This window comes from Intrasporangium sp. DVR, from assembly GCF_040365325.1.
Lineage (GTDB): Bacteria > Actinomycetota > Actinomycetes > Actinomycetales > Dermatophilaceae > Intrasporangium.
Genome location: NZ_BAABZW010000001.1, coordinates 349,994 through 374,922, shown reverse-complemented (window position 1 = coordinate 374,922; position 24,929 = coordinate 349,994). Strand labels below are relative to the sequence as shown.

The window sequence follows — 24,929 nt, the reverse complement described above, 5'->3', positions numbered from 1 at the left end:
GGCTCGCTCGGGTCAGCCCGGGCCTCGGGCTAGCCCATGTGCGGGTAGCGGTGGTCGGTCGGGGGCACGAAGGTCTCCTTGATCGAGCGCACGCTCGTCCAGCGGAGCAGGTTCTGGGCCGCGCCGGCCTTGTCGTTCGTGCCCGAGGCCCGGCCCCCGCCGAACGGCTGCTGGCCGACGACCGCGCCGGTGGGCTTGTCGTTGATGTAGAAGTTGCCGGCGGCGAAGCGCAGCCGGCGGGTCGCGTCCGCGATCACGGCCCGGTCCTGGGCGATGATCGACCCGGTCAGCGCGTACGGTGCGATCCCCTCCATCTGGTCGAGCACTCGGTCGTAGTCCCCGTCCCGGAACACGTGCACTGAGAGGATCGGCCCGAAGTACTCAGTGGTGTAGCACTCGTCCTCGGGGTCGCTCGCCTCCCAGATCGTGGGCCTGATGAAGTAGCCCTCGGAGTCGTCGTAGGTGCCCCCGGCGATGATGTCGACGCCGTCCGTCGCCCGGGCCCGGTCGATGGCGTCNNGTACTCGAACGCCCCGCGGATCATCGCGGTCCGCAGCACGGCCGGGTCCGCCGAGGGGTGCGCGAGGATGAAGTCCTTGCCGCCCGTCTCGCCGACCAGGCGCGGGTAGGTGCGGTAGCGGTGGAGGTTGGTCGCGACGTCCTTCCACAGGCGCTGGAACGTCGGCGTCGACCCCGTGAAGTGGATCCCGGCGAGGTCAGGATCGGTCAAGGTCACCTTGGAGACAGCGGCGCCGTGGCCGGTGAGCATGTTGATGACGCCCGGCGGCAGCCCGGCCGCTTCGAGGACCTCCATGATGAGCGTGGCCGACCGCTGCTGCGTCGGCGCCGGCTTCCAGACGACGGTGTTGCCCATCAACGCGGGCGCGGTCGGCAGGTTGCCCGCGATGGACGTGAAGTTGAAGGGGGTGATCGCGTAGACGAAGCCCTCGAGTGAGCGGTAGTCCGAGCGGTTCCACACACCTTTGGAGTTGAGCGGCGGCTGCTGCTCGAGAATCTGGCGGGCGAAGTGCACGTTGATCCGCCAGAAGTCGATCAGCTCGCACGCGGCGTCGATCTCGGCCTGGTAGGCCGTCTTGCTCTGGCCGAGCATCGTCGCGGCGTTGAGCCGGGCGCGCCACGGGCCGGCGAGCAGCTCGGCGGCCTTGAGCAGGATCGCGGCCCGGTCGTCGAAGGACAGCTCGCGCCACATCGGCGCGGCCTCCTTCGCCGCGGCGACTGCTCCGCCCGCGTCGTCCGCGGTGGCACCACGCATGGTGCCGAGGACCTTGGCGTGGGCGTGCGGCTGCCGGACGACGATCTCCTCGCCGCCGCCCATGACCCGGCTGCCCCCGATGATGTGCGGCAGCTCCACCTGCGTGGAGCCCAGCTCCGCCAGGGCGGCCTCCAACGCCGAACGCTCCGGGGATCCGGGGGCGTAGTCGAGCACCGGCTCGTTGACCGGTGCAGGCACGTGGGTCACTGCATCCATCGAGACTCCTGCTGTGTGCGTCGGCGCCGTGGAACGCCGATGGGGTGGTCACCTCGTGGGCGACCACCCCATCGTTCCACGGCGACCCCGACGGAGTGCGAGCGGAGCAGCGGTGCGCGTCAGCGCAGGACGGTGATGCCCCACGGGTATCGGTAGAGCTCTCCGCGGCTGGCGAGCACGGCACCACGAACGTGGCAGTAGACGCTCGCGGCGAAGGCCACGATCCAGAGGATGATGGCGATCGGGATGCCGATGAGCGTGATGAAGAAGATCCAGCCGACGATCGTCACCGCCCAGATCAGGACGTTGAAGTTGAAGGCGCCGGCGGCCGACTGCCGGACGAAGGCGCTCCGGTCCTTGTAGAGCGCCCAGACGACGAGCGGACCGACGAAGGAGAGCCAGCCGACGGAGAGGACCGCGGCGACGATGGTGGAGATGTGGCCGAGAACGGCCCACGTGCGCTCGTCATCAGTCACGGCGACGGCGTCGCGGGTCGGGTCCGGCTGGTAGGGGTACGTCATGTCTCCAGTCTGCAACCCCGACTGCTCCCCTGCCATGGAGGTTTTCCCTGAGACCACCCTGAGACCACCCTGGGACTCGAGGTTGCGGCCGTGGGAGCAACCCCCTCAGACCTGTGCGGCCACCTCTGAGCGGTCGGCGAGGCGGTACACCGGGCTGCCGGGGTCGTCGATGTCGAGCGTCTCGAGGAGGGTGCGGACCAGCGCCTGGTGCCCGCGCGGACTCGGATGGAAGGCGTCGTCGAGCCAGCCGGAGGGGGCGACCTCGGCTCCCACCCGGCGGGCCGATCGCTCCCATGCCGCCGCGTGGTCGACGAGAACCACGCCCAGCGCCTCGGCCACCTCTCGGACGGCCGCTGCGTAGCGAGCCATCAGCTCCGGAGTGCGTGGGCCGTCGGCGAGGACGGGAGGTGGCGTCTGGAGGACGACGGTGGCACCCACGTCCCTCCCCTGCTGGACGATCTGGTCGAGCCGGTACCGGAACCCGCGCACGCCCTCCTCCGAGTCGAGCATGTCATTGGTGCCAAACATCACGAAGAGCACATCGGGAGCGAACCGCCCCGCCCGCCAGTGGAACTCACCGAGCAGATCCTGAGCGGTCGCTCCTGACACGCCAGAGTTGACCACTGCATCGCCCAGCCGGCCGAGCTCGCCACGGACTCGCTCGGCGAAGAGCTCGACGTAGTTGCGCCAGCCATGGGTGTGCACGACGCCCTGGGTGATGCTGTCGCCGATGAACGTCCACGTCACCGGCGGCCCGGCGAGAACCTGACGCAGGCGCTCAGCATCACGGCGGGCGTACTCGTCGGCGGTGAAGTCCATTGACGCACGGTAACAAGGCGCCCTCGAGCGTGGCCCATCGCCTCTCACGGGCTGGACAGCCGGCGTCCCCTTCATGCGGCCTGCGGTCAGGCCACGCTGCTCTCCTGCGCACCGAGCCGGGCGATGGGCTGCGGCACCTCCCCGCCGTGCAGCGACGGCTCCACCGGGAGCCGGGCCGCGAAGCGGGCGACCGCTCCCCCGACGGCCGCATCGGCGATGATCCGCCGGTGCCCCTGCCCGACGCTCGAGTAGAGCTGGGCGCCCGGCCACCCGGCGACGAGTCGCGCCGACGGTCCGTGAGGGGTTTCGCGGTCGTCGAGGTCATGGACGACGAGCAGGTCAGGTCGCGGATGGAGCTGCCGGGCCAGCCCGCCGACGTCGAGCGCCGAGATGCGGTAGCCGGTGCGGCGCTCCGCGCGAGCGACGAGGCGGCGTTCGGTCCGGGGGCCGAAGCGCAGCAGGGCCCGGAACCTCTCGAGGAAGTCGGGGACCCCCTCGACGGGGGCGATGAGGACGAGCCGCTCGGTGGCCAGCCAGCCGTCACGCAGCGCCAGCAGCGTGGACAGCGCCCCCATGGAGTGGGCGACGACGGCTCGAGCCGGACCGAAGCGGGCGGCCACGGCGTCCAGCGAACGGCCCAGCTCCACCGCGTCGCTCGATGTGGGCCCGTGCTCGCCGGCGTCCGAGTGGCCGTGGCTCAGTCCGTCGAAGGCGATGACCTTCAGCCCGTGCTCGAGCAGGTGCCGGACCAGGGGCCGCAGCTGCTCGGCGTGCCCGCTCCAGCCGTGGACCAGGTAGACCACCGGTCCCTCTCCCCAGACCCAGCCGCGGATCCGCCGGCCCCGCAGACCCACCTCGAACGGCTCGCCCAACAGCTCCCGAATCCCCTCGTCCACGGCAGGGGCCACCCGCGCGGGCGGCGGGAGCCGGAACCACAGGCGGTAGGCCCACGCAGCGGCGAGAGGGGGTGCGACTGCGTCGACGGCGCGGAACGCGGCAGGGACCGCGCGACGGACAATAGAACGACCGATCGTGCTTATTTTTGGTGATGACTCAGTCATGTCGATCTCCCTGTGGTGGTGACGCGCGCTCAGGCGCGCCGGTGGAGGTGGAACCGCCGTCAGGCGGGTGCTGCGCGGCAGCCCTCGAGCAACCGCTCGAAGGCCTGCCGGGCGTGGCCCTCAGCGCGGGGGTCGCGCATCAGGCGGCGCGCGTGGTGGTGCGCCAGGAGGATGCCCTCCAGCTCATAGGCAACCTGCGCGGCATCCACGTCAGGCCGGAAGTGGCCCTCCACGACTGCCGTGCGGATGACGAGGGCGATGGAGTCCTGCTTGTCGCGCTCGGCCCGGACGAGCTCATCCCGGACCGGACCCTCTTGGTCGTCGAACTCACTCGCCGCATTGACGAAGATGCAGCCACCCACGAACCGGCTCGACTGCCACGTGAGCCAGTGCTCGAAGAAGGCCCGGAGCCGAGGCTCGCCACGCGGCGCCCGCACGGCGGGTCGCAGGACGTTGTCGGTGAAGAGGTCGCGGGCGAACTGCAGCACCTCGACCTGGAGGGACTCCTTGGACGCGAAGTGCGCGTAGAGGCCACTCTTGGACAGCCGGGTGGCGGTGGCGAGGGTGCCGATGGTGAGCCCGCCGAGGCCGACTCGGGAGGCCAGCTCGCTCGCCTCCCCGAGGATCGCCGTCTTGGTCTGCTCGCCTTTGGTCACTCCCCAATAAAAGCACGATCGTTCGGCCGGTCGCAATGGGTTTTACGGTCAACCCGAGGTCTCCTCCCGGGTGCGCCAGATGCGCAGGAGCGCCAGCCACACGTCGACGCTGTCGGGCACGAAGGCAGCGGGCTGCGCCTCGACCCTCCCGACGAGGTCCGTCACGCTGACCCACTCCCCCCACGCCACCTCCTCTGCCTGCCATCGCACCGGGCCGGACCACGCCACGACGAAGCGATGGGCGTGGTAGCGCGTGTGGTCGTCGGCGTACCGGACGACACCGAGTGGGGTGAGCGCGACCCCCCGGATCCCGAGCTCCTCGTCGAGCTCACGGACGGCGCCGGCTGCCGGCTCCTCGCCGGCCAGGACGACTCCCCCCGCCGCGAAGTCGAGGAGGCCGGGAAAGACGTCCTTGGTCTCGGTGCGCCGGTGGACGTAGACCCGACCGGCGTCGCCGCGCACGACGACGGAGGAGGCACAGTGCCAAAGGTTGTGCCGACGCATGAGCGACCGCGGCACAGCACCGACGACGTGACCGTCCGGGTCACAGTGGGCGATGAGCTCGTCGTCCACGACGCCCCTCCGGTGACCACCTGCCTGCACCGCACTGGTGAGACCGTGTCGCCACCGCGGAGCGTCCACGAGTCACGCGAGCATCCTGCGGACCTCGTCCAGCTCGGTCACGTCATACCAGAGCAGCTCCCCGGCCTCGGTCGCTGCACTGTCGCCGGCGACGCCGGCCTGCTCGTCCACGTGGAACGAGGCGATTCGCGCGCCCGGCACAGGGGCGACCACGCTCAGAGAGCTCACGGCTCCGCCGGCACGGTCCACCACCCAGGCCGGATCGGCATCGGCTGCGGCCACGACACGACGCGCGCCCGGCGCCGACCGTGCGGCCGCCGAGGCAGCCACCGCGTCGGCGAACGCGGCGTACTCCAGCTCCTCCACGTCGAGGCCGGTGGCCCGTGACCGGAGCCCCTCGGTGACACCGAAGGCCTCGCGCGGGCTCGCGGCAGACGCATCGAGCAGACCCGTCTCGACGAGGTCATCGAGGTCACGCCGGCCGATCGGCAGATAGATCCGGACCACAGGCATCAGGACTCCCTCCCACTCCTCAGCTCGGTCAAGGCCTCGACGATCGAGGCGGCAAGCTCGTCCACGTCAGGCATGGCGTCGCGGTCGGCATTCAGGCCGTAGTAGACGCCACCGTTGTAGGACGTGATCCCGATGGACAGAGCCTGCCCCCGAGCCAGTGGAGTCACCGGGTAGGTCGACAACATCTCCGCGTCGCCCGCGTAGAGCGGGGCCTGCGGTCCCGGCACGTTGGTGATCATGACGTTGTAGAGGCGGCGTGACACCGCGGAACCCAGCCTGGCGCCGAGGGCGTGCAGCGTCGGCGGCGCGAAGCCGGCCAGGTTGGCGAGGGACGTGGCGCCCACCGCCTGCCCGCCCTCCATCTGCTGGCGCATCGCGAAGGCGATCTGGTGCAGCCGCATCGAGGCGCCCGGCTCGCCGACGGGCAGGTTGACCACGCACGCCATCACCTGGTTCGCGTACATCCCGGCCGGGTCGTCGCCGTAGACACTGACCGGCACCATCGCCCGCACCACGCTGCCGCGGTGGACTGGCTCCCCCCGACCGAGGAGCCAGCTGCGGAAGCCGCCCGTGATGGTCGCGAGCACGACGTCGTTGATGGTGACGTCCTCTGCGTATGCGCCCTTCGCGAGCCGCCTGCGGACCGTCCGGTAGTCCTCGAGGTCCGTCGAGACCATGACCCAGCGGCGAGCCGACCCGACCTCGGCGTTCAACGGTGATGGCGGCGCCGGGCGGGCCGCCGTGCGCGCCACCGTGGACACCACGGCGCCGACCGACTCCACGGCCCGCACGCCGACCTGCAGGGCATCGTTGAGGCCACCCCTGACGAGGTCGAGGACCTGTGTGGGGCGACGCACCGCGTCGACGACGGCCCCGGCCACGAGCTCGATCGAGGACGGCGACGCTTCCGGCTCCCACGGCACCTGCCCGTCAGCCAGCCCCTCACCTCGGGTGGCGTCGACGATGACGTGAGCGATGTCGAGCGCGTTGACCCCGTCGATGAGCGCATGATGCGTCTTCGTGACGATGGCGAAGCGACCGCCCTCGAGCCCCTCGACGTAGTACACCTCCCAGAGCGGCCGCGTCCGGTCCAGCTTGCGCGGCTGGACGCGGGCCACGAAGTCCTGGAGCTGACGGTCCGTCCCGGGACGGGGCAGTCCGGTGCGGCGGACGTGGTAGCTCATGTCGAAGGCCTCGTCGTCGACCCAGACGGGGTTGGCGATCCGGCCGGGGACGTCGCGGACCTTCTGGCGGAACCGCGGGATCGCCCCGATCCGGTTCTCGATGATCCGGACCAGCTTGTCGTGGTCGAAGCCCTCGCCCGGCGGCTGGAAGATCATGACCGACCCCACGTGCATCGCCGTCGTCGACTGCTCGAGATAGAGGAAGGACGCGTCGAGAGAGGTCAGCCGGTCCGACATGCTCACACTCTGCCAGACCGCTGCCCGTAGGATCCGCCCCATGCGTGTGAATCGTGTCCTGCCGTATGCCGCTTGCCTCCTCGCGCTGTCCGGAGCCGTCGGGTGCGGGTCCCCCGACTCCCTGTCTCCGGAGGCAGTCGCCAGCGCACCGGTCGCGGAGCGGATCGACATCACGGTCACCGGCACGACGATCACACCGCCGCCCACCCAGGTCGACCTCGGCATCGGGCAGGCCCTCGAGCTCACCGTGACCGTCGACCACGGGGACGAGCTGCACGCCCACGGGTTCAACGGGACGGAGGCCGACCTGAAGGCAGGCGTGCCCACGACGGTCAAGCTCGTCGGCACCGAATCGGGGGTGTTCGAGGTCGAGACGCACGACCCCGCCCTGACCATCCTCACCGTCGCGGTTCGGTAGGCACGAGCGGTGGCCAGCCCAGCGGCATACGGCAGCATCTCCACCCTCCTCGGCGCGCTCCCGACGCACGGGGTCGGAAGTCGGAGCGACCTGCCGCTGCCCTTCGTCGCCCTCCTCGTGAGCGCCCTCGTGGCGCTCGTGATCTCCTTCCTCGCGATCGGCGTGCTGTGGCGCGAGCCACGCCTGAGCGGCTCACAGGGCGTCCTCCTCCCCAGCGGCATCGCAGTCGTCCTCGACTCCCGCTGGGTGCGTCGCGTCGCCCAGGTGGTGTCCGTCGCCCTGACGCTGTGGACCCTCGTGGCCCTGCTCGCCGGGCCCGACAGCGCCCGCAACCCCGTTCCGCACGTTGTCTACGTATGGCTCTGGGTCGGCCTCGCCCTCGTGTCGATGGTGCTCGGACCCGTCTGGCGCATCATCAACCCGCTGCGCCTGCTGCACAGCGGGTTGCTGCGCCTCGCCCGCGTCTCCCCCGACCTCGCCGTCCTGCCCTACCGGGCCGGCTGGTGGCCGGCAGCCGTGGGACTGGGCCTGTTCACCTGGGTCGAGCTCGTCGCGACCGAGAACACCAGCATCCCGTTCCTGCGGCTGCTCATCCTTGCCTTCCTCCTCGTCTCGGTCCTGGGTGCCGGCCTCTTCGGCCGCTCCTGGTTCGACCGCGCGGACCCCTTCGAGGCCTGGTCTCGGCTGCTCGGCGCCCTGTCCCCCCTCGGTCGGCGCACGGACGGTCGGTGGGTGCTGCGCACGCCGCTCCACGGGATCAACGAGCTTCGCGGTGAGCGAGGTCTCGTCGCCACCGTCGCGGTGATGCTCGGCAGCACCGCCTACGACGGCTTCTCCGCCAACCTCGCCTGGGCGACGTTCGTGCAGACGTCGAGCATCTCCGCCTCGCTCCTCAAGACGGCGACCCTCCTCGCCTTCTTCGCGGCCGTGGCGCTCACTCTCTGGGTCGCCTCCGCGGTCTCGATGGCGCTGGCCCGACGCCCGATCCGGGAGTCGTTCCACTTCGTGTCCGACATCGCCCCCTCCCTCATCCCGATCGCAGGCGGGTACGTCGTCGCGCACTACTGGTCGCTCTTCGTCTACCAGACTCCGGTGGGCCTCGCCCTGCTCAGCGACCCGCTCGGCACCGGAGCGGACCTGCTCGGGACCGCCGGGATCCGGCCCGACGACACCCTCGTCCAAGCGACCCTGGTGGCCACCATCCAGGCCGTGAGCATCGTCGCCGGGCACCTCCTCGGCGTGCTCGCCGCCCACGAGCGGGCAGTGTCAGTCCTCGACCGGCGGTCGGCCATCGTGGGCCAGGTGCCCCTCATGGTCACCATGCTCTTCTACACCTTCGCCGGTCTGACGATCCTCTTCGCCCCCTGACCCCATCGCCGGCCGGCACGTCCCCCTGCGCGCGTCCGCGTCCACGGCGCCACCGCCGCAGCGAGCTCCCCGAACGCTCCACGCAGGGGCGAGTCCGGAGCGTGCTCGACCACCGAGCGACCAGCGAGCAGGGCCGCATCGACGGTGTCCGGGTCGTCGGGCACGAAATGGAGCCCGTCGAGCCCCGCGAAGCGCAGCAGCGACTCCGCGATCCGCTCCTCCGGGCGGGAACCGACGGCACTGCTCCGGACGCGGTTGACCACCGGGACCGGCGGCGGCGAGGGCACCGAACCGAGCTCCTGCAGGGCCCGCACGAACCGCTGGAGCGCCACGGGGTCGGCGCCGCCCACGGCGAGCATCGTGTCGGCTCGGGCCAGCGCCGTGAGCGTGGCCTCGTTGCGACGCGGGGCCGCGGTGTCGTAGCTCAGCTCCTCGTCGTCCTCCAGGCAGAAGCCGCAGTCGACGACGACGATCTGGGTGAGCTCGCGCGCAAGGTCGAAGACCCGCTCGAGAGCAGCGGCCCTCAGCTCCGGCCATCGTTCCGCCCTGGGCAGCCCCGTGAGCACGCGCAGCCCCGGTGTCACGACGGGCGCGAGGCGAGCCAGCGCGGGAAGGTCCAAGGTGCCCTGGTCGGCGGCTCGGCACACCGCCGCCAGGCCCGGCGCCTCGTCGAGCAGTCCGAGGGCCTGGGCGATGCAGCCGCCATACGTGTCCGCGTCGACGAGGAGGACCTCCTGCCCCCTCGATGCCAGCTCGACGGCCACGTTGACCGCGACGGTGGTGCGCCCCGGCGCACCTGTCGGACCCCAGACAGCCAGGATGGTCGACCTGACTGCGCGGCCCGGGTCGCCCGTGTCCCACTCGCCCGTGGACCCGCCGGCGTGGACGTCGGTCTCGGCGCCCCGCGGCTGCCAGCCCTCAGCTGCCGGGGCTCCGGCCGGGAGCTCCGGCATCGAGGCGGGAGACACCAGCCCACCGACCTGCGGGACGCTGACCGGGCCGGAGCGCCGCGCCGGAGCGTCGAGGAGATCGTCGGGGACATGGTCGGGAATGGTGACGGCCCCGGCGGAGCCGGGACCGCCCGACCCGTGGCCGTCGGTCGGGAGGCCGGCCGGGGTCGGACCGCCGGCACGCCGCTGGACCGAGGCGGCGAAGGAGGCCGGGTCGGCGTCGACGGGCAGGACCGTCGCCACTCCCAGCTGGCGCAGCCGGCGTTCCGCACCCTCGTCCCCCGGCGGGCAGAGGCCGATGACCGAGAGTCCCGCCTGCGAGAGGCGCCGCAGGGTCGTCAGGTCCAGGCCACGCAGGTCCGCGCTCACCACGGCACATTCGCCGAGCCCTGCCTCGGCCACCGAGAGCATCTCGGGGACATCGGCGCACCGTCGGGTCACGGTGACACCGGCTGCCGACTCCAGGGCGGTGGCGACGACGGCCTCCCACTCCGGGCTGAGTCCGGTGATGACGTCGGTCATGCGTCTCTCGCCCCGCCGCCGGCTCCGGACACCGGCACCAGCGTGATCTTGGCGTCGTGGTCCACTGCCTCGACCACCGCCATCACCTGATCCGCAGGCACGTACAGCTGGACGGAGGTCTGGGCCGCGGCGCCCAGCCCGCCCTCATTCGCGAGGACGTTGACGACCGCGACCGCTCGGAGCAGCCGGGCGGTGCCGGGGACATCCTCCTTCTCCCCATCGCCGACGCGCACGGCGGAGTCGGGGGTGACATAGACGTCCACCCGCTGACCGCGGTCGAGGCCGGCCGCGGAGACGGCGTCCGCGCGCACGGTGACCCGCTGCAGGTCGAGCTCGCCGGGCGAGCCGAGGGCCGAGGTCGGGACGAGCTCGCCGGCCCGCAGGTCCCGGGTCAGCAGCTGGCCCTCAGGCGCCGGAGCGTCCGCTCGGACGTACTGCCCCATCCCGTCGGACAGGGCGACCTCGACGCGCCTGAAGGATGCCGCCGTCACCTCGTCACCGGCCACGAGGTCGTCCGCAGCGACGAAGTACGGAGCCCGGTCGTCGGCGCTTGCGACGAGCCGTGCGCCGAGAGCCGCGGACACGAGCACGAGGACCACGCCCACCACGAGGCGACTGTCCCGCCACGTGGGTCTCTCGAGACGTTTGGCGGTCGGTGCGGCATGTTCGCTCATTGGTCGGACAACCCCCTGGTGACACGTCGGGCCGACCCGCGCCCCGGAGAGGCGGCGAGCCGTCGGACATCGGCTGCGGCATCGTCGTCCGGTGCAGTCACCGGACCAGCCGGGAAACATAGTGCCGTATCCGCGGTCAAACCGCCTCTGGAGGAAGAAAACTGTGGAAAACTAAATCATCGTGCCGAAATGGCACCTAGCATGGTCCCGGGCGGGACGGGTCGTGTGCACCGGACCCAGCCCGGGGTATGAGTTGCTCAACGACGCACGTGCCGTCGTTCTGCGGCAACGGAGTGAAGGAGCGATCGTGGCCCAAAGGTTCCTCCAGCTGGCCGAGGTGTCGGAGATCCTCAACATCTCCTCAGCGCAGGCCTACGCCTTGGTGCGCTCGGGCGAGCTGCCCGCCATCAAGATCGGCGGTCGCGGCCAGTGGCGGGTCGAGGTCACCGAGCTCGAGAACTACATCCAGCGCATGTACGCCGAGACCCGCTCCTTCGTGCAGGCTCACCCGTTCGGGGGCGCCGGGGAGGAGTGACCAGCGCGCCGGCAGGAGCAGGTCTCAGGGGTGGCGAATCCAGCTGAGCGCGACGAAGGGCAGGACGTGGCAGCGGACGACGTGCTCCCGTCGACGCGGTTCGTCGAGGGGGTGTTCGGCCAGGTCGAGGTGATCCGCGCCGACGGCGTCGACCGTCCCGGTCAGGGTGCGCCCATCCAGGTCACTCACCTCCACGGGGACCCGTCCCCGACTCAGGCCGCGGAGGACCGCTCCGAGGGTGAACCGCCGGGCGACGATCGTCGGCTCGTGAGCGCCGGCCCGCAGCCCCACGACTCCCCTGACCGCGGCCAGCGGCACGAGGAGTGACTGTCTCCCACCCTCCGACAGCTGGAGCCAGTCCGGACCCACGTCGCCGAGTGTTCCGGTGACCAGCCCCTCAGCGGTGTGCGAGGGCCGCGCCAGCCGGATGGACAGCTCGGGCCCGCCCACGTTGGCGAGCAGGCGCGCGTGCAGACCGACGAGGGCGCGCTCGCGCCGGGTCCGGTCGGCCACCTCGGCGTCGCGTTCGACGCCCAGGTCGGCATCCGCAAGCGCCTCGAGGTCCTCGAAGAGTCGATCCCAGCGCATCTCACGCTCCTTGCAGTCGTGCGGCGGCGATCCGTGAGCTGCGAGGCAGCCTAGCCCCTGTCCAGAGCAGTGGCGCGCAACTGTTGCCAAACGACATCAAACGAAATTAAATGCACGCATGACACGTTCAGGGGTGCATCCGTCCGCTGGGCCGCCACAGGCGTCCCTCCTCAGAGCCGTTGGCTGGCCCGTGACCAGCGCCGCCCTCGCGTGGGCGCTGGCCCAGCTGGCCGTGCGGGGTTGGCCGGCCCGGTCCTCGAGCGGGCCAGCCACTGTGGAGGAGGTGCTCAGTGGCGGGTTGCTCTGGGGTGCCGTGGCCCTCACCGGCTGGCTCGCGGTCACCTTCTCGATCGTGGCCTTGGGCACCGCGCCGGGAGCGCTCGGAGCTGTGTTCCGACGGCTCGCCGATCGACTGGCTCCCCACTTCGCGCGCCGAATGCTCGCCCTCTCGCTCGGCGTCTCCGTCGGCACCGTGGTGCTGCCTGCACCCATGGCCATCGCAGCGGCCGACACCCCGAGCCCCCACGCAGCGACGGAGGTGCCCGTCCCCCTCCCGGGCTTTGCGCCCAGCGGGTCCGCCACGGCCGCCGACCAGCACCGCGGGTCCCGGTCGGTCTCGCAGCCGGGCACGCCGAACGCCCCCCGAACGCCGGGGCTCCTGCTCGATGAGTCCCGCGGTGATGTCGCCCCGGCGCCTGCCGTCCCTCGTCCCGGGTGGGTTCCGGACCGGCCCTTCTCGGTCACCCGTCCGGAGACGACCAGGCTGCTCGGCAGCCCGTTGCGGCCCTCCGGCACCGTCGTCGACACCGTCACGGTGCGCCGGGGCGACTCGCTCTGGACGATTGCAGAGCGCCATCTGGGTCCCGGTGCGAGCACCGCGGACGTTGCGGCGGAGTGGCCACGCTGGTTCGAGGCCAACCGGGACGTCATCGGCGACGACCCCGACGTCATCCTTCCGGGTCAGCTGCTGCGGGCCCCGGTCGCGGAGGTGACCAGGTGACCGAGGCACCGCCGTCGCGAGGGCTCACGCTCCACTCCACCGGACCCGCAGCCGCCTTCACGGTGAGACACATACCGGACGTGTCGCCGCGTCGGATCAGCGCAGACGATGCCTGGACCTTCGAGGCGGCGCCATACACCCAGCAGGCCCTCGCACTCGACTTCTTCCCGGCAGGCGAGGACGACTTCGAGAGACGGCCCACTCGCTCGAGCGAGCTGCCGGAGCCGGAGCCGTTCGTCGCCAAGATGGCCCAAGCGGTCGTCGAGGTCATCTCAGGGCAGCGGCCGGCCACCCAGCTCATCCGGCACACGAGCCCGACGGTCTACTCCCTGCTCGCCCGGCGCGCCCTGGTCTCGAGCCGACGCCTGTCCGCGGGCCCCAGACGCCGTGCCCGCGTCCGTCGCGTCCGTGTCTGCGAGCCCACCGACGGCGTGGTGGAGGCCTGTGCGGTCGTCGTCTCGCACGGTCGGGTGCGCGCGTTGGCGTTTCGCCTCGAGGGCCTCGACGGGCGCTGGCTGATGACCCAGGTGGCACTGGGCTGAGCCATGTCAGGCATGCCGAGGGCCCGACCACGTCCGGTCGGGCCCTCGGCGTTGCACACCCGCTGGCTACTGTCGCCGTCCGGCCTCAGCGCCGGCGCCGCTTGACCTTCTTGCCGCGCCGGTCCGCCTTGCGCTCGACCGGCTGCTGCCCTGTCTCGACCGCCCTGCCGTCCTCCCCGGGAGCGGTGTAACGCAGCGCGGACGGCCGCTGGGAGGCCGGCGCGAGGTCGACTCCCGACACCTTGACTGCGCCGTCGGCCTCGCGCGCCGACACTGCCTCGTCGGCCACCGCGGTCCGAGCCCCGCCCGAGCGCGAGGTGGACGGCGCCGCGGCGACCGGGCCGGCTCCCTGGAGGCCCCCGACGAGGTCACCGACCGCAACCGGTGCGACGCCGACCTGTGGGGCCGGGGGGCTCACCTCGACCTGGACGGAGAAGATGTGGGAGACCGACTCCTCCTTGATGGCGTCCATCATCGCCTCGAAGAGCTGGAAGCCCTCGCGCTGGTACTCGATGAGGGGGTCGCGTTGGGCCATGGCCCGCAGCCCGATGCCCTCCTGCAGGTAGTCCATCTCGTAGAGGTGCTCGCGCCACTTACGGTCCAGGACGGAGAGAACGACCCGCCGTTCGACCTCCCGCATGGTGTCCGGGCCGAGGGACTCCTCGCGCTCGTCGTAGGCGTGGTGGGCGTCGGACATGAGCTGCTCGCGGAGGAACTCGGCGCTGATGGCGTTGCGACCACCGGCCTGCTCCTCGACCTCGTCGATCGTGAGCGAGACGGGGTAGACCTGACGGAGCGCCTCCCACAAGCGCTCGAGGTCCCAGTCGCCGGCGAACCCATCCCCGGTCGCGGCATCGACGTAGCCACCGACGACATCGTTGACGAACATGCGCAGCTGCTCGTGGAGGTCCTGCCCCTGGAGCACGGCGCGCCGCTCCTCGTAGATGACCTGGCGCTGTCGGTTCATCACGTCGTCGTACTTGAGGACGTTCTTGCGGATCTCGTAGTTCTGGGCCTCGACGGCGCCCTGCGCCTTCTGGATCGAGTTGGTGACCATCTTGGACTCGATCGGCTGGTCGTCCTCCATGCCGGCGGACACCATGAAGCGGTCGACGAGGGCTGCGTTGAACAGCCGCATCAGGTCGTCCTGCAGGGAGAGGTAGAAGCGGGACTCGCCGGGGTCCCCCTGGCGACCGGACCGACCACGCAGCTGGTTGTCGATCCGGCGTGATTCGTGTCGCTCCGTGCCGAGCACGTAGAGGCCGCCCAGGGAGGTGACGTCGTCGTGCTCCGCAGCAACGGCGGCCTCAGCCGCGGTGAGCGCCGCGTCCCACGCCGCCTCGTACTCCTCGGGGGTCTGCTCGGGGTCGAGTCCTCGACGCTTGAGCTCGGCCACCGCCCGGAACTCGGAGTTGCCGCCGAGCATGATGTCGGTGCCTCGACCGGCCATGTTCGTCGCCACGGTGACGGCGCCCTTGCGGCCCGCCTCGGCGACGATGGCCGCCTCCCGCTCATGCTGCTTGGCGTTGAGCACCTCGTGCTTGATGCCGCGCTTCTTCAGCTGCTGCGAGAGGTACTCACTCTTCTCGACCGAGGTGGTCCCCACGAGGACGGGTTGGCCGACGGTGTGCCGCTCGACGATGTCGTCGACGACCGCGTTGAACTTCGCGACCTCGGTGCGGTAGACGAGGTCTGCCTGGTCCTTGCGGATCATCGGCTTGTTCGTCGGGATCGGGATGACGCCGAGCTTGTAGATGGAGTTGAGCTCCGCCGCCTCGGTCTGCGCGGTTCCCGTCATGCCCGAGAGCTTGTCGTACATGCGGAAGTAGTTCTGGAGGGTGATCGTCGCCAGGGTCTGGTTCTCGTTCTTGATCTCGACGCCCTCCTTCGCCTCGATCGCCTGGTGCATGCCCTCGTTGTAGCGGCGGCCGGGCAGCATGCGGCCCGTGTGCTCGTCGACGATGAGGACCTCGCCGTTGAGGATCACGTAGTCCTTGTCCCGCTTGAAGAGCTCCTTGGCCTTGATGGAGTTGTTCAGGTAGCCGATGAGCGGGGTGTTGACCGTGTCGTAGAGGTTCTCGATCCCGAGGAGGTCCTCGACGCGGGCGATTCCGGCCTCGAGGACGCCCACGGTCCGCTTCTTCTCGTCGACCTCGTAGTCGCCCCGCCCGTCCTCACCGCGGGTGAGGCGGGCGGCGATCCGCGCGAACTCGACGTACCACTTGGTGGCGATGTCGGCGGGTCCGGAGATGATCAGCGGCGTGCGGGCCTCGTCGATGAGGATGGAGTCCACCTCGTCGACGATCGCGAAGTGGTGACCGCGCTGGACGAGCTCGGACGGCTCCCACGCCATGTTGTCGCGCAGGTAGTCGAAGCCGAACTCGTTGTTGGTCCCGTAGGTGATGTCCTTGGCGTACTCAGCCCGACGCTGCTCCGGGGTCATCGACGCGAGGATGCAGCCGGTCTCGATGCCGAGGGCGCGGTGGATGCGGCCCATGAGCTCGGACTGGTACTCGGCGAGGTAGTCGTTGACGGTGATGACGTGCACACCCTTGCCCGTCAGGGCATTGAGGTAGGAGGGCAGCGTCGCGACGAGGGTCTTGCCCTCACCGGTCTTCATCTCGGCGACGTTGCCCTGGTGGAGCGCGGCGCCGCCCATGAGCTGGACGTCGAAGTGCCGCTTGCCCAGGGTGCGCTTGCTCGCCTCGCGGACCGCCGCGAACGCCTCCGGCAGCAGGTCGTCGAGGCTCTCACCGGCCTCGAGGCGCTTGCGGAAGTTGGGCGTCTCCTCGCGCAGCTCGTCATCGGTGAGCTTCTCGAAGTCGGCCTCCAGTGCGTTGACCTGCTCGGCGATGCCCTGGAGCTTCTTCAGGGTCCTGCCCTCGCCCGCGCGGAGCAGCTTGTCGATGCCCAAGACCATGGTGCGTACTCACTCCCGACTCAACGTCATGCCACCCGCCGGTGCGCGGGCACGATCGCCCGTGTGCGTCACGGGACCTGCCTAGGCTAGTCGTAGCCCAGCCTTCCCCACCAACGGACCGCGCGCGCGTCGGAGTTCCCACGGTGGCGACGGTCGGACAGGACCATCCCGTATGCCGCTGGGCTCGCTTCACGGGCGCGTGCCCACGGCGACGTGGTCGAGTCCCAGCCACTCGGCCATCGCGCCGAGCTGACGCTCGAGGGCCGGCCGAGCCTCCGGCGGAGTGTGCGGCTCCCACGTCACCGCGTGGCATCGGAGGACGCCAGCCGCCCGATCCGCCTTGAGGTCGCACCGGGCGACGAGGGCGTCGCCGTGCAGGAACGGCAGGACGTAGTAGCCGTGGACCCGCTTGTGGGCCGGGGTGTAGATCTCCAGCCGGTAGTGGAAGTCCCAGAGGTCGTGGACCCTGTCGCGCTGCCAGACGAGCGAGTCAAAGGGGCTCAGCAGGGCCTCGGCGTGGACCCGGCGGGGAATGCGGGCGTCGGCATGGAGCCAGGCTGGTCGCCAGCCGGGCACGTGCACGGGGATGAGCTCGCCCGCTGCCTCGAGCCGCTGGATCGCGGGACGGGCGTCGACGCGTTTGAGCCGGAAGTAGTCGGCCAGGCAGAGCTCGGTCCCGATGCCGTGTGCGCGGGCGGCGATCCGGACCAGCTCGACGAAGCGCTGCGGGTCCGCCCCGGGCCCCGCTCGCTCGAGCCAGGCTCGGCGCAGGTGCGGCGGCGCCGTCGCCGCGAGCGCGGCGTACCTGCGCTCGAACTGCGTCGTCCTGCCGACCGAGCTGATCCGGCCGGCCCAGAAGAGGTACTCCAGAGCCTGCTTCACCTCGGACCAGTTCCACCCCCAGTTGTCGCGCACCCTGGGCCGGTCGTGCTCCAGCGCCGCCTCGACCTCCCGAGCGGTCATCGGCCCGCGTGCCTCGACCTCGGCCTGGACGAGGTCGACGAAATCGGGCCGCTCGGCAAGGACCCGACGCATCGAACCCCAGGCCGTCTCCGCGGCGACCCGCATCCGGTGGTCCAGCAGGGGCCACGTCTCGGGCGGGATCAGGCTCGCCTCGTGCGCCCAGTACTCGACGAGACGTCGTGGAGCACGGTCACGGGCGCGGTCGACGAGAGCCCGGTCGTAGGGACCGAGACGGGAGAAGAACGGGAGGTAGTGGCTCCGCGTCAGCACGTTGACGCTGTCGATCTGGACGACACCCACCCGGTCGACGACCCGCTGGACGTGGCGCATCGTTGCGGCGAACGGCGCAGGACGTGGATCGAGAAACCCCTGCGCGGCGATGGCGACGCGCCGTGCCTGGGCGCGGGTGAGTCGTCGGGCTGACCCCGCGTGCACGATCTCTCGTCACTCCCCCGGCTCGATGAGCCGCTGCCGCACGGCATACATCGCCGCCTCCATCCGTGAATGCATCTGGAGCTTGTCGAGGATGTTGCGGATGTGGTTGCGGACCGTGTTCTCGGAGATGTACAGCTCCTTGGCGATCTCGCGGTTGAGCCTGCCCCGGGCCACCAGGCGCAGGATCCCGAGCTCACGGTCGGTGAGCCGGGGCAGCTCGAGCTCCGGCGTGGGCGCCGGACCGGAGCTGCCGACGCGGCTCATGTGGGCGAACTCCTGAAGCAGCTTGGAGGCCATCATCGGGGAGATGAGCGACTGGCCGTGGAACACCCCCCGGATGCCAGCCGCTACCTCCTCCGGCGGAACATCCTTGAGCAGGTAGCCGTTGGCGCCGGCCCGGACCGCCTCGAAGAGGTTCGCCTCGTCATCAGAGCTCGTCAACATGATGATCCGCGCGGACGGGACGCGTTGCTTGATCATTCGACAGGCCTCGATACCACCACGCTTCGGCATGCCGACATCCATGACGATGACGTCGGGCAGCCTCTCCTCGGCCAGGTGAACCGCCTCGTTGCCGTCGGCAGCCTCGCCGACGATCTCGATGCCGTCCTCGGTCGCGAGCACCGTCTGGAGGCCCCGCCGGTAGAGGGCATGGTCATCGACGATGAGGACTCTGATCAGGTCCGGGGGCGTCACGTCGGCGGTGGCGGAGTTCACCAGCCCATCTTGGCAGGGGGCGCCGACATCCCGGACGTCCGTGGGCACGAACGAGGACACCCACCAGCACGGGTGGGCGTCCTCGTTCGTGCCCCCGGGCGTGCTCGCTCAGCCGGTCGCGGCGACCGCCGGCTCCGTCTCGAGGTGCAGCACCCCGTAGCTCCAGCCGCGTCGCCGGTAGACCACGCTTGGCTGGTCGGTGTCGATGTCGTGGAAGAGGAAGAAGTCGTGGCCGACGAGCTCCATCTGGTTGACGGCGTCCTCGAGGGACATCGGCGCGGCCGTGTGCACCTTCTCGCGAACCTCGATCGGTGAGTTGCCGACGGCACCGAAACGGTCGGTCTCCTCGGTGCGGACATCCTCGGTGCGGGGCGGCTGCGCCCCGTCGCTCGAGTCGATCCGGGCGGTCGCCTGTGCGACGGACTCGGGCACCCGTCGCCCGCGGCTCACGCGGCGCTTGTCGTTGACCCTGCGCAGCCGTTCCATGAGCTTGTCCACCGCCGCATCCAGGGAGGCGTACTTGTCATCGAGCGCAGCCTCGGCGCGAATGACGGGCCCCTTTGCGCGACAAGTGATCTCGACTCGTTCGGATCCGCGACCTCGAGCGACTCGCTCGTGCGTCACGACGACGTCGACCCGGTGCACCTTCGGCGCCAGCGATGGCACCTTGGCCAGGCGCTCGTTCAACAGCTCACGGAATCGGTCAGGGACCTGGACGTGGCGTCCAGTCACGACAATCTCCACGGTTCCTCCTAGATCGCGCTCAGCGGCGCTCGGTGCTCGTGCTCTGGGGGGGCCGGGACAGGCCCACGCGTCACCTCGGCACCACCCCTTCCCTCGATCAGGCCCCCGGGGTCACGCCCGTCCGGATGACGGCGTCCCCGGGACTGGGGCTCTTTCGACGACAGTACTTCGCCGCGTCGGCTCTGGGAAGCGGGGGGTCGCCGCGATGACCGCCGCCCGAACGTGGGCCGCTCCGGCGTCCCGCAGGACCCTGGCGCCCTCCGCGAGGGTGCTTCCGGTGGTCATGACGTCGTCGACCAGGAGGCAGGTGCGATCACGAACCAGGGTGGCCGCACGCGGCCGCACCTCCATCGACCCGTGCAGGTTCGTGAGACGAGCGACGGCACCGAGTCCCGCCTGATCCGCAACGGACCTCCGGTGCCGCAAGGCGAGCACCGGGCCCTCCAACCAGAGGGCATCGCTGGGTGGGAAGGAGGAGCCGGGCCCCGGGGCGCCACCGCAGCGAGCGACCGCCAGGGTGGTCACTCGAACGAGAGGGCGGTCCCCGCGGAGCCGGTCGGCCCTGCGTGACGACGGGATCGGGACGACGAGGACCCCACCCGACGGCCACCCGGGCGCCTGGCGCGCCTCGTCCATCGCCCCGGCGAGCAGGCCGGCCAGTCCGCGGTCGAGATCCCGGCGGTCCCCATCCTTCCAGGCCCGGATCCCGGCGCGGAGCGGGCCGGAGTAGCTGCCCCACGCGTAGCAGTCCGGCAGACCTCGGGGAACGGGGTCTGGGCGGACCCGGCGGGCCCCGGTCGGCAGCCGAGACCGGGCGAGCGCCCGTGAGCACCTCCGGCACCAGGCGGCGCCCGGGCGGCCGCAGGCCGCGCAGTGGAGCGGCAGGACGAGGTCGAGCAGGGACGAGACGAGTCGGCGCACGAGCACCATCCGATCGGCACGGAGCCGCGACTCGCCAAGGTGCCGGGCTGCCTGTGGACGGACCTGCCGTCCCTCAGTGGCTGTGGATGACGCTCATCGCCCGGGAACGAGCAGGTCCGAACCGCTCCCGATGGCCCGCCAGTTGAGGCCGGCCTTGGCCAGCACCTGCCCTTGGTCGGTCAGGCAGATGAGGCCGCGCAGGCTGCCGGCGGTCGTGATCGTGCGCGCCCCGGGGATCGGCTGGAGACGCTCCCGGGACGGGTCGGCCTGGCCGTAGCGCACTCGCAGGCCGTCGAGGCCGGCGCCCACCTGGCCGACCCACGGCCTCCGTTTGTCCCGATCCGTGAGCTGACCGAGGACCGCGAACGCCTCGCTGTCGAGCCAGACGACGTCTTTCATCGCCATCAGCGGCTGCGCCTGCGGCAGCGGCTCGGCGAGCGCCTCGGGTTGACCGTTGGGCGCGCGGACCACGCCTGTGAGGAGCAGGCGTTCGGCACCCGACGCCTGGTCTCGCGTGATGAGGAGAACGCGCGTGCCGTCCGCCGACACCGTCAGGGCGACCACGTCATCGTCACCGAGCCATGGCGCGTCGACGGGGTTCGGCTCCGGTGGCGGAACGAGGGATGCGGTGTTCACCGTCCAGATGCGGGGCCCGCCCTGTCCCTGCCCCGCGACCCAGAGGTACTGGTTCCGGTCGTACGCCGGCCGGATCAGGCCGCTCCAGCCGGTCTTGAGGCGGACCGGCTCATCCTGCGCCGGCCAGATGGACAGCTCCTTGAGGTCGCCGCCCACGGCCGCGATCTGGTCCTCGTCGCGGGACATCGCCAGGCGGATCCAGACGGTCGGGAGCTCCGTCCGGTCGTTCGGCCTGAGGGACTCGGTGCCGCGCCGGCCTTGCGCCTTCGCGTCGTCGGGGATGAAGAACGGGTTGATCCGCTTGAAGGTCCCGGCACTGCGCAACAGGGCGGAGTCAGACAGCAGCGGAGGAGTGAAGCCGTAGCCGACCTCCTGTGGGCTGTTCAGGGTCGTTCCCAGGCCGGGAAGCTCGAGCTCGGTGCCCTCCACCGAGACCGAGATCGAGGTCACGAAAGCCCTCGTCAGCGTGGCCGACAGCTGGGCCCACATCGCGCGCCGGTCCTCCGCCCCCGCCGACAGGGCCGCCGCGCTGAGGTCCACCTGGGCATGGCCGGCCTCGACCGGCACGGAGTTGACCGCCAGACGCGTGGTGGCGGGAAACCCGGTGGTCACCGCACCGGCGAGGTGCGGTGGAACCGGCTCGAGCTGCGCGCGGGCGAGGCTCGTGGCCAGGCGCGGGCCCTTGGGGAACCACCGGGTGTCCGGGATGAGCTCGCGGCCCGACGGCGTGACGAAGTGCAGCGGTGCCGCCACGTAGAGGTTGTCGAAGGCGCTGGCCTCGAGCCACAGGCCGAACCCCTCCCGGGGGAGCTCGAGCCGCCACTCGCCCGAGACTCGGGTCAGCCCGAAGGTCGCCCGCACCACGGTGCCGGCTGCGACGTCGCGATAGCGGCCATCCGTGGAGAGCACGCCTACCGGGGAGACGCTCACCTCGACCGAGGTGTCGCCGGTGCGCTTGACCGTCAGGTCACTGGCCCGGTTGTAGATGACGGTCTCCTCGGACGCCCAGCGCCACAGGTCCACGGACGAGTGGCTGAGGTAGCCCTTGGCCGTGGCATGGGTCTCGCCCTGGTCCTCACCGGCCCGGATGAAGCCCCGGGCGATCTGCTCAGGTGACGCCCCCGGCACCGGCGCCTGCGCCGCCACCCGGATCTGCTCGTTGATGGGCTCGTCGAGCCGGCGTCCGTCGGAGATCGAGCTGCTCTCGGGAAGTCCGCCGCACGCGGTCGTCGTGGCGGCCAGCACGAGGACCACGGCGACGCTCCGCGCTCGTCCACGCGCCCGATCAGCCGGTCGACCACTCGATCGAGTCGCCCGCTGCCCGAGTCGGGGCATTCCCCACCTCATGTCGGACGCCCGGGCTCGGTGGACGTGGCCGTCGACCTGCCCGTCGACGTGCCCAGCGACGCCTCGGAACGGGTGATCCGGCGCAGCTTGACGGTGTCCTCGCTCGCGCGCCGGCGGCGACCGCTCGGACCACCAGGGCCATCGAGGTCGTCGGTCCCGTCGGAGTCCCGCGCGGCCTCGGCCGCGACGGGGCTGAGCGGCAGCGGTGAGCTCGTGATCGTCGCGTCGGCGTGCCTGGGCAGGGTCAGGCGGAAGCACGAGCCCTCCCCCGGAGCCCCCCATGCCTCCAGGCGGCCGGAATGGAGCCGGGCGTCCTCGAGCGAGATGGCCAGCCCGAGGCCCGTTCCGCCGGTCGTCCGGGTGCGGGCCGGGTCAGCGCGCCAGAAGCGGGTGAACACCAGGGCGGCCTCCCCGGGCCGCAGGCCGACGCCGTGGTCCCGGACGGTCACGGCCACGGCTGAGTCGTTGGCGCCGAGGGTCACCTCGACGGGGCGGCCCTCCCCGTGCTCGATCGCGTTGGCGATGAGGTTGCGCAGCACTCGCTCGATCCGGCGTGAGTCGGTCTCGGCGACGACCGGCGCGCTGGGCTCGTGGACGACCAGCTGGGTGCCCTTGCGCTGGGCCAGGGTGCGATGGGCGTCGACCGCGCGCTCGACACACCGCCGCAGGTCGTTGGCCTCGAGGTCGAGAACCGCGGCTCCGGCATCGAACCTGGAGATCTCCAGCAGGTCCGTCAGGAGCGACTCGAACCGGTCCAGCTCACCCATGAGCAGCTCGGCGGACCGCGCGACGGTCGGGTCGAACGACGCCTTGGAACCGTGGATGAGGTCGGCCGCCATCCGGATCGTCGTCAGCGGTGTGCGCAGCTCGTGCGAGACGTCGGAGACGAATCGCTGCTGGACCCGGGAGAGGTTCTCGAGCTGCGCGATCTGCTGCTGCAGGGAGGCCGCCATGGCGTTGAAGGAGTTGCCGAGCCGAGCGAGGTCGTCCTCACCCCGGGCCCTCATCCGCTCGTTGAGCTTGCCCTCGGCGAACCGCTCGGCGACGATCGCGGCGCGACGCACCGGGTCCGCGACGAGCCGGGTGACGACGAACGCGACCGCGCCGACGAGGAGGATGAGCGCGATCCCGCCGAAGAGGAAGGTCCGCCCGACGAGGTTGATGATGTCGCGTTCACGCTGCATCGGATAGATGAAGTAGAGCCCGTACTGCCCGACCACGGGCAGGGCAACCTGCTGCCCGACGATCAGGGCCGAGACGGTGCCGTCGCCCTGCTCGATGGTCGCGATCTGGATCTGCTGCCGGTCGGGGTTCTCGGCGACCGCCCTGGACAGCTCTGCCGGGATGAACCGGGCGCCGATGACGCCGCTCTCGATCGGGCCGATGATGTTGGGGTTGTCGTTGGTCTCGAGACGCGCCAGCACGACGTAGCGGATCTCGGTCCCGCTGTCCCGCTGCAGCGACCGGATCTGGTCGGTCGCCCCCTGGCTCACCTCGGCGGTCGAGCCGACCTTGTCGGTGTACTGGAAGTAGTCCTGGGTGTCCTTCGCGTCGCGCTGGGAGTCGAGGGCGGCGATTCGCTGTCTGCCGTCGACGAGACCTTGGGCGATCGATCCGTAGAGGTAGGTCCCGACAGCGGTGAGCACGAGGATCCCGAGCAGCATCGTCGCAACCACCACGCGGAAGCCCAGCGAGGCGCGCCAGAGCCGGAGCGGTCGACGCCACAGCCCGCCGAGCAGGTGGACCAGTCGGCTCGGCAGGGTCCGGGGCCGCGGGGCCCCGGCCATCTCGGCCATCTCGGCCATCTCAGTCACTCATGCCCACCCCTCGAGCCCGCTGACGTCGTCAGGACGGACCGGCCTTGTAGCCCACACCCCGCACCGTCACGACGATCTCCGGATGCTCCGGGTCGTGCTCGATCTTGGACCGGAGCCGTTGGACATGGACGTTGACCAGGCGGGTGTCGCCCGCGTGGCGGTATCCCCAGACCTGCTCGAGCAGGACCTCGCGCGTGAAGACCTGCCACGGCTTGCGGGCGAGGGCGACGAGCAGGTCGAACTCGAGCGGGGTCAGGGACAGTGGCTTGCCGTCCCGCTTCACCGAGTGCCCCGCGACGTCGATGTCCAGGTCTCCGATGGAGAGCTTCTCGGGAGCAGGCTCGTCGCCGCGGCGCAGGCGTGCGCGGATCCGGGCGATCAGCTCCTGGGGCTTGAACGGCTTGACCACGTAGTCGTCCGCCCCGGACTCGAGCCCGACGACGACGTCGACGGTGTCGGTCCGTGCCGTCAACATGACGATCGGGACGCCGCTCTCGGCCCTGATCCGACGGCAGACCTCCATGCCGTCGAGCCCCGGGAGCATGACGTCGAGGAGGACGAGGTCAGGCCGAGCCTCGCGGAAGGCCGCGATCGCATCCGTGCCATCGGCCACGTGCGTGACCTCGAGACCTTCGTTGCGCAGCACGATGCTGAGCATCTCGGCGAGTGCGAGATCATCGTCGACGATCAGAACCCGACCCTTCACGTCCTTCTCCCTTCGCGGTCCCCGGTGGGCCCGCAGCTCATGGCGACATCATCACACAGCCCGG

General features: G+C 70.9%; 23 protein-coding genes and 1 pseudogene. 5 read left to right on the top strand and 19 right to left on the bottom strand.

Features of this window, described 5'->3' with window-relative positions:
- Positions 1 to 29: 29 nt before the first annotated feature.
- The 8 genes and pseudogenes from ABWV20_RS01780 to ABWV20_RS01745 form a co-directional block, all read right to left on the bottom strand.
- Positions 30 to 1,489: pseudogene (locus tag ABWV20_RS01780) on the bottom strand (aldehyde dehydrogenase family protein).
- Positions 1,490 to 1,608: 119 nt separating this feature from the next.
- Positions 1,609 to 2,010, bottom strand: a complete 402-nt coding sequence (locus tag ABWV20_RS01775) for a DUF4870 domain-containing protein (protein ID WP_353353028.1) — start codon at positions 2,008 to 2,010, stop codon at positions 1,609 to 1,611.
- Positions 2,011 to 2,115: 105 nt separating this feature from the next.
- On the bottom strand, positions 2,116 to 2,829 hold the full coding sequence (locus tag ABWV20_RS01770) for an SGNH/GDSL hydrolase family protein (RefSeq protein WP_353353027.1): 714 nt from the start codon (positions 2,827 to 2,829) through the stop codon (positions 2,116 to 2,118).
- An 86-nt stretch (positions 2,830 to 2,915) separates the two neighbouring features.
- Entirely contained in the window at positions 2,916 to 3,890 is a 975-nt protein-coding gene (locus tag ABWV20_RS01765; protein WP_353353026.1) for an alpha/beta hydrolase, read from the bottom strand.
- A gap of 59 nt (positions 3,891 to 3,949) precedes the next feature.
- On the bottom strand, positions 3,950 to 4,546 hold the full coding sequence (locus ABWV20_RS01760) for a TetR/AcrR family transcriptional regulator (RefSeq protein WP_353353025.1): 597 nt from the start codon (positions 4,544 to 4,546) through the stop codon (positions 3,950 to 3,952).
- A 48-nt stretch (positions 4,547 to 4,594) separates the two neighbouring features.
- Positions 4,595 to 5,119 carry an NUDIX hydrolase gene (locus tag ABWV20_RS01755; protein WP_353353024.1) on the bottom strand — a complete coding sequence of 175 codons (525 nt, stop codon included), beginning with the start codon at positions 5,117 to 5,119 and terminating at the stop codon, positions 4,595 to 4,597.
- 72 nt (positions 5,120 to 5,191) lie between these two features.
- Positions 5,192 to 5,641: a DUF6912 family protein gene (locus tag ABWV20_RS01750; protein ID WP_353353023.1), complete on the bottom strand. Its 450-nt coding sequence runs from the start codon at positions 5,639 to 5,641 to the stop codon at positions 5,192 to 5,194.
- Complete coding sequence (locus tag ABWV20_RS01745) at positions 5,641 to 7,062, bottom strand: WS/DGAT/MGAT family O-acyltransferase (RefSeq protein ID WP_353353022.1); 1,422 nt, start codon at positions 7,060 to 7,062, stop codon at positions 5,641 to 5,643. The genes ABWV20_RS01750 and ABWV20_RS01745 overlap by 1 nt, the downstream gene beginning before the upstream one ends.
- 40 nt (positions 7,063 to 7,102) lie before the next feature.
- Here ABWV20_RS01745 and ABWV20_RS01740 point away from each other — a divergent pair, with 40 nt between their 5' ends.
- Both ABWV20_RS01740 and ABWV20_RS01735 read left to right on the top strand, forming a co-directional pair.
- Complete coding sequence (locus ABWV20_RS01740; RefSeq protein WP_353353021.1) at positions 7,103 to 7,480, top strand: hypothetical protein; 378 nt, start codon at positions 7,103 to 7,105, stop codon at positions 7,478 to 7,480.
- 9 nt (positions 7,481 to 7,489) lie between these two features.
- Positions 7,490 to 8,848, top strand: coding sequence for a hypothetical protein (locus tag ABWV20_RS01735; RefSeq protein WP_353353020.1), 1,359 nt, complete (start codon positions 7,490 to 7,492; stop codon positions 8,846 to 8,848).
- On the opposite strand, the gene ABWV20_RS01730 is transcribed toward ABWV20_RS01735, so the two are convergent.
- Positions 8,809 to 10,320, bottom strand: a complete 1,512-nt coding sequence (locus tag ABWV20_RS01730; RefSeq protein WP_353353019.1) for a CpaE/TadZ family protein — start codon at positions 10,318 to 10,320, stop codon at positions 8,809 to 8,811. The genes ABWV20_RS01735 and ABWV20_RS01730 overlap by 40 nt on opposite strands.
- Positions 10,317 to 10,928: a CpaB family protein gene (locus ABWV20_RS01725; protein ID WP_353353018.1), complete on the bottom strand. Its 612-nt coding sequence runs from the start codon at positions 10,926 to 10,928 to the stop codon at positions 10,317 to 10,319. The genes ABWV20_RS01730 and ABWV20_RS01725 overlap by 4 nt, the downstream gene beginning before the upstream one ends.
- A gap of 373 nt (positions 10,929 to 11,301) precedes the next feature.
- Between ABWV20_RS01725 and ABWV20_RS01720 the strand changes: the two genes are divergently transcribed.
- On the top strand, positions 11,302 to 11,529 hold the full coding sequence (locus ABWV20_RS01720; protein WP_317180512.1) for a helix-turn-helix domain-containing protein: 228 nt from the start codon (positions 11,302 to 11,304) through the stop codon (positions 11,527 to 11,529).
- Between the two features lie 24 nt (positions 11,530 to 11,553).
- Here ABWV20_RS01720 and ABWV20_RS01715 read toward each other — a convergent pair whose 3' ends face one another.
- Entirely contained in the window at positions 11,554 to 12,117 is a 564-nt protein-coding gene (locus tag ABWV20_RS01715) for a hypothetical protein (protein ID WP_353353017.1), read from the bottom strand.
- 190 nt (positions 12,118 to 12,307) lie between these two features.
- Between ABWV20_RS01715 and ABWV20_RS01710 the strand changes: the two genes are divergently transcribed.
- Positions 12,308 to 13,117: a LysM peptidoglycan-binding domain-containing protein gene (locus ABWV20_RS01710; RefSeq protein WP_353353016.1), complete on the top strand. Its 810-nt coding sequence runs from the start codon at positions 12,308 to 12,310 to the stop codon at positions 13,115 to 13,117.
- A complete protein-coding gene (locus ABWV20_RS01705; RefSeq protein WP_353353015.1) occupies positions 13,114 to 13,659 on the top strand; it encodes an Rv3235 family protein in 546 nt (181 codons plus the stop codon). The genes ABWV20_RS01710 and ABWV20_RS01705 overlap by 4 nt, the downstream gene beginning before the upstream one ends.
- Before the next feature lie 85 nt (positions 13,660 to 13,744).
- Here ABWV20_RS01705 and secA read toward each other — a convergent pair whose 3' ends face one another.
- The 8 genes from secA to mtrA all read right to left on the bottom strand — a co-directional run bounded on the left by secA (position 13,745) and on the right by mtrA (position 24,865).
- Positions 13,745 to 16,579 (bottom strand): preprotein translocase subunit SecA, encoded by a 2,835-nt coding sequence (gene secA / locus ABWV20_RS01700; RefSeq protein WP_353353014.1) that lies wholly within the window; start codon positions 16,577 to 16,579, stop codon positions 13,745 to 13,747.
- Positions 16,580 to 16,768: 189 nt separating this feature from the next.
- Positions 16,769 to 17,977 carry a winged helix-turn-helix domain-containing protein gene (locus ABWV20_RS01695; RefSeq protein ID WP_353353013.1) on the bottom strand — a complete coding sequence of 403 codons (1,209 nt, stop codon included), beginning with the start codon at positions 17,975 to 17,977 and terminating at the stop codon, positions 16,769 to 16,771.
- 9 nt (positions 17,978 to 17,986) lie between these two features.
- Positions 17,987 to 18,694 (bottom strand): response regulator, encoded by a 708-nt coding sequence (locus ABWV20_RS01690; RefSeq protein ID WP_353353012.1) that lies wholly within the window; start codon positions 18,692 to 18,694, stop codon positions 17,987 to 17,989.
- A 108-nt stretch (positions 18,695 to 18,802) separates the two neighbouring features.
- Positions 18,803 to 19,438, bottom strand: a complete 636-nt coding sequence (hpf, locus tag ABWV20_RS01685; protein ID WP_353353011.1) for a ribosome hibernation-promoting factor, HPF/YfiA family — start codon at positions 19,436 to 19,438, stop codon at positions 18,803 to 18,805.
- Between the two features lie 111 nt (positions 19,439 to 19,549).
- Complete coding sequence (locus ABWV20_RS01680; protein ID WP_353353010.1) at positions 19,550 to 20,359, bottom strand: ComF family protein; 810 nt, start codon at positions 20,357 to 20,359, stop codon at positions 19,550 to 19,552.
- A gap of 93 nt (positions 20,360 to 20,452) precedes the next feature.
- Positions 20,453 to 22,249, bottom strand: coding sequence for an LpqB family beta-propeller domain-containing protein (locus ABWV20_RS01675; RefSeq protein ID WP_353353009.1), 1,797 nt, complete (start codon positions 22,247 to 22,249; stop codon positions 20,453 to 20,455).
- A gap of 89 nt (positions 22,250 to 22,338) precedes the next feature.
- Positions 22,339 to 24,147 (bottom strand): MtrAB system histidine kinase MtrB, encoded by a 1,809-nt coding sequence (mtrB, locus tag ABWV20_RS01670; RefSeq protein WP_353353199.1) that lies wholly within the window; start codon positions 24,145 to 24,147, stop codon positions 22,339 to 22,341.
- Positions 24,148 to 24,187: 40 nt separating this feature from the next.
- Positions 24,188 to 24,865: an MtrAB system response regulator MtrA gene (mtrA, locus tag ABWV20_RS01665; protein ID WP_353353008.1), complete on the bottom strand. Its 678-nt coding sequence runs from the start codon at positions 24,863 to 24,865 to the stop codon at positions 24,188 to 24,190.
- Between the last annotated feature and the right edge of the window lie 64 nt (positions 24,866 to 24,929).

Bases quoted from the DNA above. Each gene is read 5' to 3' on its own strand.
- ABWV20_RS01775 (WP_353353028.1), bottom strand. From the start codon at position 2,010: ATGACGTACCCCTACCAGCCGGACCCGACCCGCGACGCCGTCGCCGTG.
- ABWV20_RS01770 (WP_353353027.1), bottom strand. From the start codon at position 2,829: ATGGACTTCACCGCCGACGAGTACGCCCGCCGTGATGCTGAGCGCCTG.
- ABWV20_RS01765 (WP_353353026.1), bottom strand. From the start codon at position 3,890: ATGACTGAGTCATCACCAAAAATAAGCACGATCGGTCGTTCTATTGTC.
- ABWV20_RS01750 (WP_353353023.1), bottom strand. From the start codon at position 5,641: ATGCCTGTGGTCCGGATCTATCTGCCGATCGGCCGGCGTGACCTCGAT.
- ABWV20_RS01745 (WP_353353022.1), bottom strand. From the start codon at position 7,062: ATGTCGGACCGGCTGACCTCTCTCGACGCGTCCTTCCTCTATCTCGAG.
- ABWV20_RS01740 (WP_353353021.1), top strand. From the start codon at position 7,103: ATGCGTGTGAATCGTGTCCTGCCGTATGCCGCTTGCCTCCTCGCGCTG.
- ABWV20_RS01730 (WP_353353019.1), bottom strand. From the start codon at position 10,320: ATGACCGACGTCATCACCGGACTCAGCCCGGAGTGGGAGGCCGTCGTC.
- ABWV20_RS01715 (WP_353353017.1), bottom strand. From the start codon at position 12,117: ATGCGCTGGGATCGACTCTTCGAGGACCTCGAGGCGCTTGCGGATGCC.
- secA (WP_353353014.1), bottom strand. From the start codon at position 16,579: ATGGTCTTGGGCATCGACAAGCTGCTCCGCGCGGGCGAGGGCAGGACC.
- mtrB (WP_353353199.1), bottom strand. From the start codon at position 24,147: ATGGCCGAGATGGCCGAGATGGCCGGGGCCCCGCGGCCCCGGACCCTG.